This is a genomic window from Escherichia sp. KTE114 (assembly GCF_000407765.1).
In the GTDB taxonomy this organism is placed as follows: Bacteria; Pseudomonadota; Gammaproteobacteria; order Enterobacterales; family Enterobacteriaceae; genus Escherichia; species Escherichia ruysiae.
The window spans coordinates 1-16,822 of the sequence record NZ_KE136626.1; the positions used below are offsets into that span (position 1 = coordinate 1).

The 16,822-nt window shown below is 49.8% G+C and carries 18 protein-coding genes, 1 rRNA gene and 1 other annotated feature; of the genes, 8 read left to right on the plus strand and 11 right to left on the minus strand.

Features of this window, described 5'->3' with window-relative positions:
* From WC5_RS0121705 to rluD, 4 genes are all read right to left on the minus strand, one after another.
* Window positions 1-151: ribosomal RNA gene (locus WC5_RS0121705) — 16S ribosomal RNA — on the minus strand; the annotation flags it as partial.
* Window positions 152-597: 446 nt separating this feature from the next.
* A complete protein-coding gene (gene clpB, locus WC5_RS20385; RefSeq protein ID WP_002431841.1) occupies window positions 598-3,171 on the minus strand; it encodes an ATP-dependent chaperone ClpB in 2,574 nt (857 codons plus the stop codon).
* Window positions 3,172-3,300: 129 nt separating this feature from the next.
* Entirely contained in the window at window positions 3,301-4,032 is a 732-nt protein-coding gene (yfiH, locus tag WC5_RS20380; protein ID WP_000067277.1) for a purine nucleoside phosphorylase YfiH, read from the minus strand.
* The gene (rluD, locus tag WC5_RS20375) at window positions 4,029-5,009 is read right to left on the minus strand and encodes a 23S rRNA pseudouridine(1911/1915/1917) synthase RluD (RefSeq protein ID WP_000079112.1); all 981 of its coding nucleotides are present in this window, start codon (window positions 5,007-5,009) and stop codon (window positions 4,029-4,031) included. Before rluD ends, yfiH begins: the two co-directional genes overlap by 4 nt.
* 134 nt (window positions 5,010-5,143) lie before the next feature.
* Here rluD and bamD point away from each other — a divergent pair, with 134 nt between their 5' ends.
* The 4 genes from bamD to pheA all read left to right on the plus strand — a co-directional run bounded on the left by bamD (window position 5,144) and on the right by pheA (window position 7,904).
* A complete protein-coding gene (bamD, locus tag WC5_RS20370) occupies window positions 5,144-5,881 on the plus strand; it encodes an outer membrane protein assembly factor BamD (RefSeq protein ID WP_000197686.1) in 738 nt (245 codons plus the stop codon).
* A gap of 270 nt (window positions 5,882-6,151) precedes the next feature.
* The gene (gene raiA, locus WC5_RS20365; protein ID WP_000178456.1) at window positions 6,152-6,493 is read left to right on the plus strand and encodes a ribosome-associated translation inhibitor RaiA; all 342 of its coding nucleotides are present in this window, start codon (window positions 6,152-6,154) and stop codon (window positions 6,491-6,493) included.
* Window positions 6,494-6,595: 102 nt separating this feature from the next.
* Window positions 6,596-6,721: a sequence feature (Phe leader region), on the plus strand.
* Window positions 6,597-6,644 carry a pheA operon leader peptide PheL gene (gene pheL / locus WC5_RS25170; RefSeq protein ID WP_001386991.1) on the plus strand — a complete coding sequence of 16 codons (48 nt, stop codon included), beginning with the start codon at window positions 6,597-6,599 and terminating at the stop codon, window positions 6,642-6,644. Its footprint overlaps the feature before it by 48 nt.
* Before the next feature lie 22 nt (window positions 6,722-6,743).
* Complete coding sequence (gene pheA / locus WC5_RS20360; RefSeq protein WP_000200130.1) at window positions 6,744-7,904, plus strand: bifunctional chorismate mutase/prephenate dehydratase; 1,161 nt, start codon at window positions 6,744-6,746, stop codon at window positions 7,902-7,904.
* Between the two features lie 40 nt (window positions 7,905-7,944).
* Here pheA and tyrA read toward each other — a convergent pair whose 3' ends face one another.
* Window positions 7,945-9,066 carry a bifunctional chorismate mutase/prephenate dehydrogenase gene (gene tyrA, locus WC5_RS20355; protein WP_000225242.1) on the minus strand — a complete coding sequence of 374 codons (1,122 nt, stop codon included), beginning with the start codon at window positions 9,064-9,066 and terminating at the stop codon, window positions 7,945-7,947.
* 10 nt (window positions 9,067-9,076) lie between these two features.
* Window positions 9,077-10,147, minus strand: a complete 1,071-nt coding sequence (gene aroF / locus WC5_RS20350) for a 3-deoxy-7-phosphoheptulonate synthase AroF (protein WP_001168058.1) — start codon at window positions 10,145-10,147, stop codon at window positions 9,077-9,079.
* A 208-nt stretch (window positions 10,148-10,355) separates the two neighbouring features.
* On the opposite strand from aroF, the gene WC5_RS20345 reads away from it, so the two are divergent.
* From WC5_RS20345 to WC5_RS20330, 4 genes are all read left to right on the plus strand, one after another.
* Window positions 10,356-10,721, plus strand: a complete 366-nt coding sequence (locus tag WC5_RS20345) for a DUF2799 domain-containing protein (RefSeq protein WP_000976010.1) — start codon at window positions 10,356-10,358, stop codon at window positions 10,719-10,721.
* Window positions 10,722-10,872: 151 nt separating this feature from the next.
* Complete coding sequence (gene yfiR / locus WC5_RS20340; protein ID WP_001212409.1) at window positions 10,873-11,391, plus strand: regulatory sequestration protein YfiR; 519 nt, start codon at window positions 10,873-10,875, stop codon at window positions 11,389-11,391.
* Window positions 11,384-12,607, plus strand: a complete 1,224-nt coding sequence (gene dgcN / locus WC5_RS20335; RefSeq protein WP_000368160.1) for a diguanylate cyclase DgcN/YfiN — start codon at window positions 11,384-11,386, stop codon at window positions 12,605-12,607. Before yfiR ends, dgcN begins: the two co-directional genes overlap by 8 nt.
* A gap of 15 nt (window positions 12,608-12,622) precedes the next feature.
* On the plus strand, window positions 12,623-13,105 hold the full coding sequence (locus WC5_RS20330; protein ID WP_000595359.1) for an OmpA family protein: 483 nt from the start codon (window positions 12,623-12,625) through the stop codon (window positions 13,103-13,105).
* A gap of 76 nt (window positions 13,106-13,181) precedes the next feature.
* On the opposite strand, the gene rplS is transcribed toward WC5_RS20330, so the two are convergent.
* From rplS to ffh, 5 genes are all read right to left on the minus strand, one after another.
* Window positions 13,182-13,529 carry a 50S ribosomal protein L19 gene (gene rplS / locus WC5_RS20325; RefSeq protein ID WP_000065253.1) on the minus strand — a complete coding sequence of 116 codons (348 nt, stop codon included), beginning with the start codon at window positions 13,527-13,529 and terminating at the stop codon, window positions 13,182-13,184.
* 41 nt (window positions 13,530-13,570) lie between these two features.
* Window positions 13,571-14,338 (minus strand): tRNA (guanosine(37)-N1)-methyltransferase TrmD, encoded by a 768-nt coding sequence (gene trmD / locus WC5_RS20320; protein ID WP_000264785.1) that lies wholly within the window; start codon window positions 14,336-14,338, stop codon window positions 13,571-13,573.
* A gap of 30 nt (window positions 14,339-14,368) precedes the next feature.
* Complete coding sequence (gene rimM, locus WC5_RS20315) at window positions 14,369-14,917, minus strand: ribosome maturation factor RimM (protein ID WP_000043335.1); 549 nt, start codon at window positions 14,915-14,917, stop codon at window positions 14,369-14,371.
* Window positions 14,918-14,935: 18 nt separating this feature from the next.
* A complete protein-coding gene (gene rpsP, locus WC5_RS20310) occupies window positions 14,936-15,184 on the minus strand; it encodes a 30S ribosomal protein S16 (protein WP_000256450.1) in 249 nt (82 codons plus the stop codon).
* Between the two features lie 136 nt (window positions 15,185-15,320).
* A complete protein-coding gene (gene ffh, locus WC5_RS20305) occupies window positions 15,321-16,682 on the minus strand; it encodes a signal recognition particle protein (RefSeq protein WP_000460035.1) in 1,362 nt (453 codons plus the stop codon).
* Window positions 16,683-16,822 lie beyond the last annotated feature (140 nt).

Sequence of the window (16,822 nt, forward strand, 5' to 3'; positions counted from 1 at the left end):
TATCCCCCTCCATCGGGCAGTTTCCCAGACATTACTCACCCGTCCGCCACTCGTCAGCGAATCAGCAAGCTGATCCCTGTTACCGTTCGACTTGCATGTGTTAGGCCTGCCGCCAGCGTTCAATCTGAGCCATGATCAAACTCTTCAATTTAAAAGTTTGATGCTCAAAGAATTAAACTTCGTAATGAATTACGTGTTCACTCTTGAGACTTGGTATTCATTTATCGTCCGAGGACGTTAAGAATCCGTATCTTCGAGTGCCCACACAGATTGTCTGATAAATTGTTAAAGAGCAGTTGCGACGCGGCTTTCAGCTCACTGTCGCGAGGTGGCGTATATTACGCTTTCCTCTTTCAGAGTCAAGCATTTATTTTTGCTTTTCTCTGCCAGGATTCTCAGGAGAATCCCGCTGACCCGGCGGCTTGTCTGCCGTTGTTCCGTGTCAGTGGTGGCGCATTATAGGGAGTTATTCCGGCCTGACAAGCGAAAAATATAAAAACTTTATCGTTCGCTCATTTTTCAGGCAAAACATCTTAAATATAGTCTTTTCCGTCTAACTTATAGACAAAAACGAGCCCCGAAGAGCTCGTTTTATCATTACTGGACGGCGACAATCCGGTCTTCATTAACTTCCAGGCGGATCACTTTACCCGGAACCAATTCACCAGACAGTATTTGCTGTGCCAGCGGGTTTTCGATTTGCTGCTGGATAGCACGTTTCAGAGGACGTGCACCATAGACCGGATCGTAACCGTTCTCGCTCAGCAGTTTCAGCGCCTCGTCAGAAATGTGGATTTCATAACCACGTTCTTCCAGACGTTTGTACAGACGTTTCAACTGAATCTGCGCAATCGACGCAATGTGCTGTTCACCCAGCGGATGGAAGACCACCACTTCATCGATACGGTTAATAAACTCCGGACGGAAGTTATGGCTTACCACACCGAGCACCAGCTCTTTCATGTGTGCATAATCCAGTTCACCAAAGCGTTCCTGAATCAGATCGGAACCGAGGTTAGAGGTCATAATGACCACCGTATTGCGGAAGTCGACCGTTCTTCCCTGCCCGTCAGTCAGACGCCCATCATCCAGTACCTGCAACAGAATGTTGAAGACATCCGGATGCGCTTTTTCCACTTCATCCAGCAGGATGACGGAATACGGACGACGACGCACCGCTTCGGTCAGGTAGCCACCTTCTTCATAACCGACATATCCCGGAGGCGCACCAACCAGACGAGACACCGAATGTTTCTCCATAAACTCGGACATATCGATACGAACCATCGCCTCGTCGCTATCGAACATAAAGTTCGCCAGCGCCTTACAAAGTTCAGTTTTACCCACACCAGTTGGGCCGAGGAACAGGAATGAACCAATCGGGCGATTTGGATCGGCAAGCCCCGCACGACTACGACGAATCGCGTTAGATACCGCATCAACCGCTTCATTCTGACCAATAACGCGATGGTGCAGTTCTTGCTCCATACGTAGCAGTTTTTCGCGCTCACTTTCCATCATGCGAGAAACCGGAATCCCCGTCCAACGCGCCAGCACTTCAGCAATTTCGGCATCGGTCACTTTATTACGCAACAGACGCATAGTTTTGCCTTCGAGCTGCGTTGCGGCTTCCAGTTGCTTTTCCAGTTCCGGGATTTTGCCGTATTGCAGTTCAGACATCCGCGCCAGGTCACCCACACGGCGAGCCTGTTCAATGGCGATTTTCGCCTGCTCCAGTTCCGCTTTAATAGTCTGCGTACCAGAGAGCGATGCTTTCTCTGCTTTCCACTCTTCTTCTAACTCGGAGTACTGACGTTCTTTGTCGCTCAGTTCTTCGTTGAGCATATCCAGGCGTTTTTTACTGGCTTCATCAGACTCTTTCATTAACGCCTGTTGTTCCAGTTTGAGCTGGATGATACGACGATCGAGTCGGTCTAGTTCTTCTGGTTTTGAGTCAATCTGCATACGAATGCTGGATGCCGCTTCATCGATCAGGTCGATGGCTTTATCCGGCAACTGACGATCAGCAATGTAGCGATGAGACAACGTCGCCGCAGCAACAATTGCCGGGTCAGTAATTTGTACATGGTGGTGCAGTTCGTAACGTTCTTTCAGGCCACGCAGAATAGCAATGGTGTCTTCCACCGTTGGCTCGGCGACAAATACTTTCTGGAAGCGACGTTCCAGCGCAGCATCTTTTTCGATGTACTGGCGATATTCGTCCAGCGTCGTGGCACCCACGCAGTGCAGTTCACCACGAGCCAACGCCGGTTTCAGCATGTTCCCGGCGTCCATTGCGCCATCGGCTTTACCCGCGCCGACCATAGTATGTAATTCGTCGATAAACAGGATGACGTTGCCTTCCTGTTTAGCGAGATCGTTCAGTACGCCTTTTAATCGTTCTTCAAACTCACCGCGATATTTCGCCCCGGCCACCAGCGCGCCCATATCCAGCGCCAGTACACGGCGGCCTTTCAGCCCTTCCGGCACTTCGCCATTGATAATACGCTGCGCCAGACCTTCAACGATGGCAGTCTTACCAACGCCAGGTTCACCAATCAGCACCGGGTTATTTTTAGTACGACGTTGCAGTACCTGAATGGTACGGCGAATTTCTTCATCACGACCAATCACCGGATCGAGTTTGCCCTGTTCGGCACGTTCGGTAAGGTCGATGGTGTATTTTTTCAAAGCCTGACGTTGGTCTTCGGCTCCTTGATCGTTCACGCTTTCACCTCCACGCATTTGTTCAATCGCTTGAGTAATGTTGGCGGTGGTCGCCCCTGCTGCTTTCAGGATGTCGGCCAGCGTGCCGCGAGACTCAAGTGCCGCCAGAACGAACAGTTCTGACGAAATAAAATTATCACCACGTTTTTGCGCCAGCTTGTCGCAAAGATTAAGAACGCGCACCAGATCCTGTGAAGGCTGGACATCGCCACCCGTACCTTCAACCTGCGGTAAACGATTTAATGCCTGATTGATATCTGTGCGCAACTGGCCAGCATTAATGCCAGCGGATGTTAATAAAGGGCTAACCGAACCCCCTTCCTGATTCAGCAGGGCGCTCATTAAATGAAGTGGTTCGATGAATTGGTTGTCGTGCCCGAGTGCAAGTGATTGGGCATCGGCAAGAGCAAGCTGGAATTTATTAGTAAGACGATCCAGACGCATAACTCCTCCCATAACGGATCAAAGTTGCTACTGGAGATTAAATGAGGTCATCCCTCAATTATTCAAGGTTATTGACCAGATTAATGTGAAAAGAAAATCACGCGTACCGGATCGTCTTGATTCTTTAGGTTATATCAGCCAAATGAAACTTGCCATACGACCCGTGGTCTTGTCGCGACGATAAGAGAAGAAAGTCTCATTTTCCGTGAATGTACAGCGGTCGCCGCCGAAAATTTGCTCAACACCAACGCTCGCCAGACGCTGGCGGGCAAGCTGATAAATATCCGCCAGATACTTATCACCATGCTGAATAAAAGCTGCACTCGCTTTGGCGTCTACTGCCATAAATGCCTCGCGAACTTCCGCCCCCACTTCAAACGCGCGAGGACCGATTGCTGGCCCTAACCAGGCGAGAATATTTTCTGGATTATCAGCAAAACAGGAAACCGTCTCTTCCAGCACCCCAGCACACAGCCCACGCCAACCAGCATGGGCTGCAGCCACTTCCGTTCCCGCACGATTACAAAACAGCACGGGCAGGCAGTCGGCAGTCATCACAGCACAAACCGTGCCGGGCGTATTGCTATAAGAGGCATCTGCTCGTTTTGAAGCATAGGGTTCGCCAGTAAGCTTAAGCACATCTTTGCCGTGTACCTGTTCAAGCCAGACCGGTTTTGAAGGCAAATTGCCCGCAGCAAAAAGCCGCTTGCGATTCTCCTCAACGTGATCCGGGTTATCGCCACAATGGGCGCCGAGGTTGAGCGAGTCGTAAGGCGGCAAGCTCACACCGCCGATACGGGTAGAGCTACAGGCCGCAACACCTTTTGGCAGCGGCCACTGCGGGACAATCAGATTACTCATAACCAGTCAACTTCATCCTTATGCTCTTCGAAATCGGCGCGCATCACCTCAATCAGCTCCACCATATCTTGTGGAATAGGCGCATGCCATTCCATTTCGATGCCGGAGATTGGGTGATAAAGACGCAGCATGGTTGCATGAAGCGCCTGGCGGTCAAACTTACGCAGCGTGGAGATAAATGCTTCCGAAGCCCCTTTTGGCGGACGCGGACGACCACCATAAACCGGATCGCCCACCAGCGGATGAGTGATATGGGCCATATGCACGCGGATCTGGTGCGTACGTCCAGTTTCCAGACGCAACCGCAGACGCGTGTGCACACGGAAGTGTTCCATGATGCGATAGTGAGTCACCGCCGGTTTGCCCATCGGATGCACCGCCATGTGAGTACGTTTGGTCGGGTGGCGGCTGATTGGTTCATCTACTGTCCCGCCAGCGGTCATATGACCAATTGCCACCGCTTCATACTCACGAGTAATTTCACGCCTTTGCAAAGATTCGACTAAACGCGTCTGAGCCGGAACGGTTTTTGCGACAACCATCAGACCAGTGGTGTCTTTATCCAGACGATGGACAATGCCCGCACGTGGAACATCAGCAATGGGCGGATAGTAATGAAGCAACGCATTCAGTACCGTGCCATCCGGGTTACCCGCGCCAGGATGTACCACCAGGTCGCGCGGTTTATTAATGACGATGATATCTTCATCTTCATAGACGATATCCAGCGGGATATCCTGCGGTTCAAAACGCGCTTCTTCTTCAATCTCAGCGTTGATGGCAACCTGCTCGCCACCCAATACTTTTTCTTTCGGCTTATCACAAACTTTGCCGTTTACCAGCACGCGCTGGTCGAGGATCCATTCTTTTATTCGCGAACGTGAATAATCCGGGAACATTTCGGCCAAAGCCTGATCTAAGCGTTGACCGAGTTGGTTTTCGGACACCGTTGCAGTGAGCTGTACTCGTTGTGCCATATATACTGCTTCTTCGTTTATCGTTGGGGTTTTACGGCTTTGCCGTTTAATATAGTGTGCTATTGTAGCTGGTCTTAACCGGGAGCAGGAACAGAGAATCTCCCGTATTACATTTTGAGGAAAGTCAAAACGTCATGACGCGCATGAAATATCTGGTGGCAGCCGCCACACTAAGCCTGTTTTTGGCGGGTTGCTCGGGGTCAAAGGAAGAAGTACCTGATAATCCGCCAAATGAAATTTACGCGACTGCGCAACAAAAGCTGCAGGACGGTAACTGGAGACAGGCAATAACGCAACTGGAAGCGTTAGATAATCGCTATCCGTTTGGTCCGTATTCGCAGCAGGTGCAGCTGGATCTCATCTACGCCTACTATAAAAACGCCGATTTGCCGTTAGCGCAGGCTGCCATCGATCGTTTTATTCGCCTTAACCCGACCCATCCGAATATCGATTATGTCATGTACATGCGTGGCCTGACCAATATGGCGCTGGATGACAGTGCGCTGCAAGGGTTCTTTGGCGTTGACCGTAGCGATCGCGATCCTCAACATGCACGAGCTGCGTTTAGTGACTTTTCCAAATTGGTGCGCGGCTATCCGAACAGTCAGTACACCACCGATGCCACCAAACGTCTGGTATTCCTGAAAGATCGCCTGGCGAAATATGAATACTCCGTTGCCGAGTACTATACAGAACGTGGCGCATGGGTTGCCGTCGTTAACCGCGTAGAAGGCATGTTGCGCGACTACCCGGATACCCAGGCTACGCGTGATGCGCTGCCGCTGATGGAAAATGCATACCGTCAGATGCAGATGAATGCACAAGCTGAAAAAGTAGCAAAAATCATCGCCGCAAATAGCAGCAATACATAACAGAATTCTGAGACGCAAAACGGCAGCCCTTAAGCTGCCGTTTTTTTATTCTATAACAACCGTGACTGAAGCTATTTAGTCGCGACCCATCTCATCAAATATGGCTCGGTTTGAGACATTCCTCAAGTAAAAAAACACCTCTTCCTGCGATTTCTCACAAAAAAGCTTCGTTGACAAAAAGTGACAAAATTATGAGATTTCCATCACATATTTTGACATCAGGAACGGTATGCTGAATTCACCAAGACGGGAAGACAAGAGGTAAAATTTATGACAATGAACATTACCAGCAAACAAATGGAAATTACTCCGGCCATCCGCCAACATGTCGCAGACCGTCTCGCCAAACTGGAAAAATGGCAAACACATCTGATTAATCCACATATCATTCTGTCCAAAGAGCCACAAGGGTTCGTTGCTGACGCCACAATCAATACACCTAACGGCGTTCTGGTTGCCAGTGGTAAACATGAAGATATGTACACCGCAATTAACGAATTGATCAACAAGCTGGAACGGCAGCTCAATAAACTGCAGCACAAAGGCGAAGCACGTCGTGCCGCAACGTCGGTGAAAGACGCCAACTTCGTCGAAGAAGTTGAAGAAGAGTAGTCCTTTATATTGAGTGTATCGCCAACGCGCCTTCGGGCGCGTTTTTTGTTGACAGCGTGAAAACAGTACAGGTACTGTACTGAAGTCGCTTAAGGAAACAAACATGAAACACACGCCGTTCTTCTTCGCATTCTTTTTTACCTTCCCCTGAATGGGAGGCGTTTCGTCGTGTGAAACAGAATGCGAAGACGAACAATAAGGCCTCCCAAACCGGGGGGCCTTTTTTATTGATAACAAAAAAGGCAACACTATGACATCGGAAAACCCATTACTGGCGCTGCGCGAGAAAATCAGCGCGCTGGATGAAAAATTACTGGCGTTACTGGCAGAGCGGCGCGAACTGGCCGTCGAGGTGGGAAAAGCCAAACTGCTCTCGCATCGCCCGGTACGTGATATTGATCGTGAACGCGATTTACTGGAAAGATTAATTACGCTCGGTAAAGCGCACCATCTGGACGCCCATTACATTACTCGCCTGTTCCAGCTCATCATTGAAGATTCCGTATTAACTCAGCAGGCACTGCTCCAGCAGCATCTCAATAAAATTAATCCACATTCAGCTCGTATTGCTTTTCTCGGCCCTAAAGGTTCCTATTCACACCTTGCCGCACGTCAGTACGCCGCCCGCCATTTCGAACAATTTATTGAAAGCGGTTGCGCAAAATTTGCCGATATTTTTAATCAGGTGGAAACGGGTCAGGCCGACTATGCCGTTGTACCTATTGAAAATACCAGCTCAGGTGCCATAAACGACGTTTACGATCTACTGCAACATACCAGCTTATCGATTGTCGGCGAGATGACGCTGACCATCGACCACTGCCTGCTGGTTTCTGGTACTACAGATTTATCAACCATCACTACAGTCTACAGCCATCCACAGCCGTTCCAGCAATGCAGTAAATTCCTTAATCGTTACCCGCACTGGAAAATTGAATATACCGAAAGTACATCTGCGGCGATGGAAAAGGTTGCACAGGCAAAATCACCGCATATTGCTGCACTGGGGAGCGAGGCCGGCGGCACCTTGTACGGTTTACAGGTACTGGAGCGTATTGAGGCAAACCAGCGGCAAAACTTCACCCGATTTGTGGTGCTGGCACGTAAAGCCATTAATGTGTCTGACCAGGTTCCGGCAAAAACCACGCTGTTAATAGCGACCGGACAACAAGCTGGTGCACTGGTTGAAGCATTGCTGGTACTGCGCAACCATAATCTGATTATGACCCGTCTGGAATCACGCCCGATTCACGGTAATCCGTGGGAAGAGATGTTTTATCTGGATATTCAGGCCAATCTTGAATCAGCGGAAATGCAAAAAGCATTGAAAGAATTAGGTGAAATCACCCGTTCGATGAAGGTATTGGGCTGTTACCCAAGTGAGAACGTAGTGCCTGTTGATCCGGCGTGATGAAATCGTGCCGGGTGATGTCTCCCCCGGCACAAGATGACTACTGGCGACTGTCGTTCGCCTGACGCAATAACACGCGGCTTTCACTCTGAAAACGTTGCGCATAATCGCCAAACCAGTTTTCCACCTTGCGGAAACTGTCGATAAACGCCTGCTTGTCCCCTTTCTCCAGCAGCTCAATTGCCTCGCCAAAACGCTTATAGTAACGCTTGATCAACGCCAGATTACGTTCCGACGACATAATAATATCAGCATATAGTTGCGGATCCTGAGCAAACAGTCGCCCGACCATCGCCAGCTCAAGGCGGTAAATGGGCGAAGAGAGCGCCAGAAGTTGCTCAAGCTGAACATTTTCTTCTGCCAGGTGCAGGCCATAAGCAAAAGTGGCAAAGTGGCGCAGTGCCTGAATAAACGCCATATTCTGATCGTGTTCGACGGCGCTAATCCGATGCAGCCTCGCACCCCAGACCTGAATTTGCTCCAGGAACCATTGATATGCTTCCGGCTGGCGTCCATCGCACCAGACCACCACCTGCTTCGCCAGACTGCCGCTGTCCGGGCCGAACATCGGGTGAAGCCCCAGCACCGGGCCATCATGCGCCGCCAGCATGGCCTGTAACGGTCCATTTTTCACCGATGCCAGATCGACCAGAATACAGTCTTGCGGTAAACGTGGTAATTTGGCGATGACCTGTTCGGTCACATGAATAGGCACACTGACAATCACCATTCCGGCATCGGCAACAATATCAGCCGCTCGTTCCCAGTCATGTTGCTCCAGAATCCGCACCTGATAACCCGAGAGGGTCAGCATCTTCTCGAACAAGCGCCCCATCTGACCGCCACCGCCGACGATAACCACCGGACGCAACGTAGGACAAAGCGTTTTAAACCCTTTGTCGTTCTCACTGGAGTAGGATTCACGCATAACCCGACGCAGGATATCTTCAATCAGATCCGGCGGCACGCCGAGGGCTTCCGCCTCAGCGCGCCGCGAGGCCAGCATTGATGCCTCGCGCTCCGGAACATAAATAGGCAGTCCAAAGCGACTTTTCACCTCGCCCACTTCAGCAACCAGTTCCAGACGCTTCGCTAATAAATTCAGCAGCTCTTTATCGACTTCATCAATTTGATCGCGTAACGCGGTCAACTCAGCAACCATAATAAACCTCTTAAGCCACGCGTGCCGTCAGCTGCCCGTTCAGATCCTGATGAATCTCACGCAGCAAGGCATCGGTCATTTCCCAGCTAATGCAGGCATCGGTTACGGATACACCGTATTTCATTTCGCTGCGCGGTTGCTCGGAAGACTGATTGCCCTCGTGGATGTTACTTTCGATCATCAGACCAATAATTGAACGATTGCCATCTTTAATCTGGGCAACCACGGACTCTGCCACCGCAGGCTGACGGCGATAATCTTTATTGGAATTACCGTGACTGCAATCTACCATCAGAGACGGACGCAGTCCCGCCTGTTCCATCTCTTTTTCACATTGCGCGACATCTGCAGGGCTGTAGTTCGGCGCTTTACCGCCACGCAGGATCACATGTCCGTCCGGATTCCCCTGAGTTTGTAGCAACGCAACCTGCCCTGCCTGGTTAATACCAACAAAACGGTGTGGCTGAGCGGCAGCGCGCATGGCGTTAATTGCCGTTGCCAGACTGCCGTCGGTGCCATTTTTAAAACCAACCGGCATAGACAGCCCGGATGCCATTTCACGGTGCGTTTGCGATTCCGTGGTACGAGCACCAATTGCCGACCAGCTAAACAGATCGCCCAGGTATTGCGGACTGTTTGGATCTAACGCTTCTGTCGCCAGCGGCAGCCCCATGCTCACCAGTTCAAGCAGCAATTTACGCGCGATTTGCAGGCCGGCTTCTACGTCAAAAGAGCCATCCATATGAGGATCGTTAATTAACCCTTTCCAGCCGACGGTAGTACGGGGTTTTTCAAAATAGACACGCATCACCAGATAGAGGCTATCGCTGACCTCTGCGGCAAGAGCTTTAAATCGACGAGCATATTCCAGAGCGGTTTCAGGATCATGAATAGAGCAAGGTCCACAAACTACCAACAGACGAGGATCGCGCCCGGCGATAATATCTGAAATAGTTTTACGCGAATCAGCAATCTGGGCTTCTTGATGCTGGCTTAATGGAAAAGCTGTCTTCAACTGTTCCGGGGTCATCAGAACCTGTTCGTCGGTAATGTGTACATTATTCAGCGCGTCTTTTTGCATGATGGCGATCCTGTTTATGCTCGTTTGCGATAGTCGATCCTCAGCGAGGATGACGTAACGATAACACAACAAGTAAAGATTTCAATCCATATTTCGTAAATATTACTTTACACATGCAACTTTAATAAGCTAAAAGCCTCAAAATTCGTATAAATAAATTTACACCCTCATTAAAAACAATCCGCTATGCTTTGAAAAAGGAGAGAAAATGATGAAAAAATTTATCGGTTCCTTGTTGGCTTTAGTGGTTTGTGGGTGCCAGATTGATCCTTATACTCACGCGCCAAACTTAACCAGCACCGACTGGTATGATGTTGGTATGGAAGATGCAATATCTGGTATTGCCATAAAAGATGGCGATACATTTAGCGATTCACAGGCTGATCGGAGGGTATACCTTAAAGGATATGCCGAAGGACAAAAGAAAACCTGCCAAATCGATTTTACTTATGCCAGAGGGCTTTCCGGTAAAAGTTTCCCTGCCAGCTGCAACAATGTTGAAAATGCCAACCAACTACATGAAGCATGGCAAAAAGGGGCAGAGGAAAATGCCAGCACGATGCGATTAAATTAACTGGAGCGTCATCAACAAATTAGTCATAAGATTTAACTCACTCAAACTTTAATTCTCATCGTGATGACGCCCGCATAAAAGAATGATATTTTAATGAGTATTCTGAAAAAATTATCGATGCATTTCGAGCGACGGTGGTGAGGATCCCTGAATGCGTTTTTCTCACCGGCTGTTTTTACTGCTAATTTCCCTCCTGCCGAGCGCACCATTACTTGCTCAGGAAACCACTGACGCTGCGAAAAATGTGCGCCAGATGGTTTCCGGTATTGTCAGCTACACTCGCTGGCCAGCGTTATCTGGCCCGCCAAAGCTATGTATTTTTTCATCTTCACGTTTTAGTACCACCCTGCAAGATAATGGCGCGACTTCTTTACCTTATCTGCCCGTCATCATTCACAGCAAACAAGAAGCACTGATTTCAGACTGCAATGGTTTTTATTTTGGCAACGAATCACCGACATTCCAGATGGAATTAATCAAACAATATCCGTCTAAGGCGTTATTATTAATTGCCGAACAAAATGCAGAGTGCATTATTGGCAGCGCCTTTTGTCTGATCATCAACAATAATGATGTCAGATTTGCCGTAAACCTGGATGCCTTATCGCGTAGTGGTGTGAAGGTCAACCCGGATGTCTTAATGCTCGCTCGGAAGAAAAAAGATGGATAACGATAATTCTCTTAATAAGCGACCAACGTTTAAAAGAGCATTACGCAACATCAGCATGACCAGCATCTTTATCACCATGACGCTGATCTGGCTGCTGCTTTCCGTGACGTCGGTACTGACACTGAAACAATATACGCAAAAAAATCTGGCGCTCACCGCAGCAACCATGACTTATAGTCTGGAAGCAGCGGTCGTTTTTGCCGATGGTTCGGCAGCGACAGAAACCCTGGCCGCGCTGGGGCAGCAAGGTCAATTTTCAACCGCTGAAGTACGTGATAATCAGCAAAATATCATTGCATCCTGGCACTACACAGCCAGAGAACCGGGAGATAGATTCAGTAATTTCATTAGCCACTGGCTCTTTCCCGCACCGGTAATTCAGCCCATTCGCCACAATGGAAAAATCATCGGCGAAGTCCAGTTAACCGCTCGCGACAGTTCAATCAGCCATTTCATCTGGTTTTCACTCGCTGTGCTTACCGGTTGTATTCTGCTGGCATCAGGCATTGCAATCACCCTCACCCGCCATTTGCATAACGGACTGGTGGAGGCGCTAAAAAACATTACTGATGTAGTTCATGATGTGCGATCTAACCGCAATTTTTCCCGACGAGTTTCGGAAGAGCGTATCGCAGAATTTCACCGCTTTGCCCTCGACTTCAATAGTCTGCTGGATGAAATGGAAGAGTGGCAGCTTCGTTTACAGGCAAAAAATGCGCAACTCTTACGTACAGCCCTGCATGATCCGTTAACCGGCCTGGCTAACCGCGCAGCATTCCGCAACTGCATCAATACGTTAATGAGTGATTCTGCCGTTCGGGAAACCTCAGCCTTACTTTTTCTTGATGGCGATAATTTTAAATATATCAATGACACATGGGGTCACGCGACGGGCGATCAGGTCTTGATCGAGATAGCAACACGGTTAATGGAATTTAGCGGGAAACGGCATCAAGCGTACCGTATAGGAGGCGATGAGTTCGCCATGATTCTGTATGGCGTACAGTCAGAATATGAAGTACAGCGTATCTGTACAGCTCTCACACAAACCTTTCATCGCCCATTCGATCTCCATAACGGTCACCAGACCAGTATGACCTTAAGTATTGGATACGCTCTGACTCGCGAACACGCTTCTGCGGAAAAATTACAAGAGCTTGCCGATCGTAATATGTATCAAGCCAAACATCAGCGCGCCGAAAAGCTGGTGAAATAACAAGGAAATATCTACATGATAAAGCAACTGGTAGCACCTCTGGTTTTCTCCACTCTGATACTGGCTGGTTGCCAGACTCCACAAGGCAAATTCACCCCAGAGCAAGTCGCTGCTATGCAGTCTTATGGTTTTACTGAATCTGCAGGTGACTGGTCGCTTGGCTTATCCGACACTATTTTGTTTGCTAAAAATGACTACAAACTGCTTCCGGAAAGTCAGCAACAAATCCAGACCATGGCGGCAAAACTGACCTCTACCGGGCTAACACACGCCCGTATGGATGGTCACACCGATAACTATGGTGAAGATAGCTACAACGAAGCCTTATCACTGAAGCGAGCGAATGTCGTGGCCGATGCCTGGGCTGAGGGCGGGCAAATTCCGCGTAGCAATCTCACCACTCAAGGTTTAGGGAAAAAATATCCTATAGCCAGCAACAAGACAGCACAGGGCCGGGCTGAAAACCGCCGCGTTGCGGTGGTGATTAGTGCGCCTTAAATACAATTTCAGTAGATAAAAAAAGGGCCAGCCAATTGGCCAGCCCTTCTTAACAGGATGTCGCTTAAGCGAAATCTTAGTTGAGGCGCTCTTTGATACGAGCAGCCTTACCAGTACGCTCACGCAGGTAGTACAGTTTAGCTTTACGAACAGCACCACGACGTTTGACAGAAATGCTGTCAACTACCGGAGAGTGAGTCTGGAAGACACGCTCAACGCCTTCGCCGTTGGAAATTTTACGAACAGTGAATGCAGAGTGCAGACCGCGGTTACGAATAGCGATAACCACGCCCTCGAATGCCTGCAGACGTTTTTTGGAACCTTCAACAACCCATACTTTCACTTCCACGGTATCACCCGGACGGAAGGAAGGTACGTCCTGCTTCATCTGCTCTTGTTCAAGTTGCTTAATAATGTTGCTCATAATTTAATCTCTTATCCTGGGTAAACTGATATTTCGGGGGCTTACGCCATCCCATCATGTTTATGTTGCTGTTGTGCGTGTTCCGTTTTGAACTCCGCCAGCAACCTTGCTTGCTCTTCAGTCAGAGCCAGGTTTTCCAGAAGTTCAGGTCTTCTAAGCCAGGTACGGCCCAGCGACTGTTTCAAACGCCAGCGACGTATCTCGGCATGGTTGCCCGACAGTAACACTGACGGAACTTCCATCCCTTCTAACACCTCAGGCCGCGTATAGTGCGGGCAATCCAGCAATCCTTCAGCAAAGGAATCTTCCGTTGCTGATGCTTCGTGACCCAGTACGCCCGGAATAAACCGGGAAACGGAGTCAATCAGCGTCATTGCTGGTAACTCACCACCGCTGAGAACGTAATCGCCGATTGACCATTCTTCGTCAATTTCGGTTTGAATCACGCGCTCATCTATACCTTCGTAGCGACCGCACACCAGAATCAATTTTTGATTCGTTGCCAGTTCGCTGACGCCCGCTTGATCAAGCTTGCGCCCCTGCGGTGACAGATAGATCACCTTAGCGCCTTCACCCGCCGCGCTTTTTGCTGCATGAATGGCGTCCCGTAAAGGTTGCACCATCATTAACATCCCCGGTCCGCCGCCGTAAGGACGATCGTCCACGGTACGGTGCCGGTCATGCGTGAAGTCACGTGGACTCCAGCTCTGGATGCTCAGCAGGCCATTTTTCACTGCCCGGCCAGTTACCCCGTAATCGGTAATTGCGCGGAACATTTCAGGAAACAGGCTAATTATGCCAATCCACATAGCGCCGTCTTTTACCGTTTATCCGGTGGTTTAAAAACCAGGATCCCAATCTACTTCGATTGAACGAGTAGTGAGATCGACTTTCTTGATAACCTGCCCATCGAGGAACGGTACGAGACGTTCCTTGATGCCAAACGCATCTTTCAGGTTTGCCTTAATGACGAGAACGTCATTAGATCCGGTTTCCATCATGTCGACGACTTTACCGAGATCGTAGCCTTCAGTGGTCACTACCTGGCAGCCCATCAGGTCTTTCCAGTAGTAGTCACCCTCTTCAAGCTGGGGCAGCTGCGATGAATCCACGACAATTTCACAATTCGTCAGCAGGTTCGCCGCATCACGATCGTCAACACCTTTCAGCTTGATGATCATGTCCTGATTGTGGTGCTTCCAGCTTTCCAGCTGGACTTGCTGCCACTGACCCGCCTTCTGGATAAACCAGGGCTGATAGTCAAAAATGCTTTCGGCGTCTTCGGTGGAAGAAAACACTCTGAGCCACCCACGAATACCGTAAGACGAACCCATTTTTCCCAAAACGATGGGATCAACAGGTGCTTGCGCGGTGAGTTGTTTGCTCATCATGACCACCGTGACAGATTAAGCTGCTTTGTTTACTTCTTTGATCAGCGCAGCAACGCGATCAGAAATAGTTGCGCCCTGGCCAACCCAGTGAGCGATGCGATCCAGATCCAGGCGAGTGCCTTCTTCTTTTTCGCTAGCGATTGGGTTGAAGAAACCAACGCGCTCGATGAAGCGACCGTTGCGTGCATTACGGCTGTCAGCGACAACAACCTGGTAGAACGGACGCTTTTTAGCGCCGTGACGTGCTAAACGAATAGTTACCATAACATCCTCTTGTGTGAATAAAACAACCGGACCCCATCGAGGAACGGAGTCCGGTGTCATATTAAAAGCCCGAAAATTTTACTGATTTCTGGAGAAAATGCAATCAGCAGTTAATAACTCTGTCGCATAAGGTCATTTAGCGACCAGGAAATCCCGGCGGCATCATCCCTTTCATGCTTCTCATCATCTTCGCCATTCCGCCCTTCTTCATTTTCTTCATCATGCGCTGCATGTCGTCGAACTGCTTCAGAAGACGGTTAACGTCCTGCACCTGCATACCGCAACCGGCAGCGATACGACGCTTACGCGAACCTTTGATGATTTCTGGCTTAGCGCGCTCTTTCATCGTCATCGAGTTGATGATGGCTTCCATACGCACCAGCACTTTATCGTCCATTTGCGATTTCACGTTATCCGGGATCTGCCCCATACCCGGCAGTTTGCCCATCAGGCTGGCCATGCCGCCCATATTTTTCATCTGGCGCAGCTGCTCAAGGAAATCGTTAAGATCGAAGCCGTCGCCTTTTTTCAGCTTGCTGGCTAATTTCTCTGCCTGCGCGCGGTCAACTTTGCTTTCGATATCTTCGATCAGCGAAAGAACATCGCCCATGCCGAGAATACGCGACGCGATGCGGTCCGGATGGAACGGCTCCAGCGCCTCTGTTTTCTCGCCAACACCGAGGAACTTGATAGGCTTGCCGGTAATATGGCGAATAGAAAGCGCCGCACCGCCACGCGCATCGCCGTCCACTTTGGTCAACACTACGCCGGTAAGCGGTAACGCTTCATTGAATGCTTTCGCCGTATTGGCGGCATCCTGACCGGTCATGGCATCAACCACAAACAGGGTTTCAACCGGGTTAATCGACGCGTGGACTTGTTTGATCTCGTCCATCATCGCTTCGTCAACGTGCAGACGACCGGCGGTATCCACCAGCAGCACGTCGTAGAATTTCAGCTTAGCTTCTTTCAGCGCCGCGTTAACGATATCAACCGGCTTCTGACCAACATCTGAAGGGAAGAAATCGACGCCTACCTGTTCAGCCAGCGTCTCAAGCTGTTTGATTGCCGCCGGGCGATAAACGTCGGCAGAAACCACCAGCACTTTCTTCTTGTGCTTCTCGCGCAGGAACTTACCGAGTTTACCCACGCTGGTTGTTTTACCGGCACCTTGCAGGCCCGCCATCAGCACCACCGCAGGCGGTTGCGCAGCCAGGTTCAGGGTCTGGTTCTCTTCGCCCATCGCCGCAACCAACTCGTTACGGACGATTTTGACGAACTCCTGCCCCGGCGTCAGGCTTTTATTAACTTCATGACCAACCGCTTTCTCTTTTACGCGATTGATAAACTCACGCACTACCGGCAGAGCGACGTCCGCCTCCAGCAGCGCCATGCGCACTTCGCGCAGCGTATCTTTAACGTTGTCTTCAGTAAGGCGTCCACGGCCACTGATATTGCGCAGCGTGCGCGACAAACGATCGGTTAAATTATCAAACATTGTCTCTCGCCTGGGGTGGAAACGGTTGGCCGCAATCGCGACACATCATCTGTATTTTGCCGCAGTATAACATGAAGGCGTCTTTGTTGTTATGCAACGGTTGGAGCAGCGTTCACCTGACGCTATACTGCTTTTCTTTC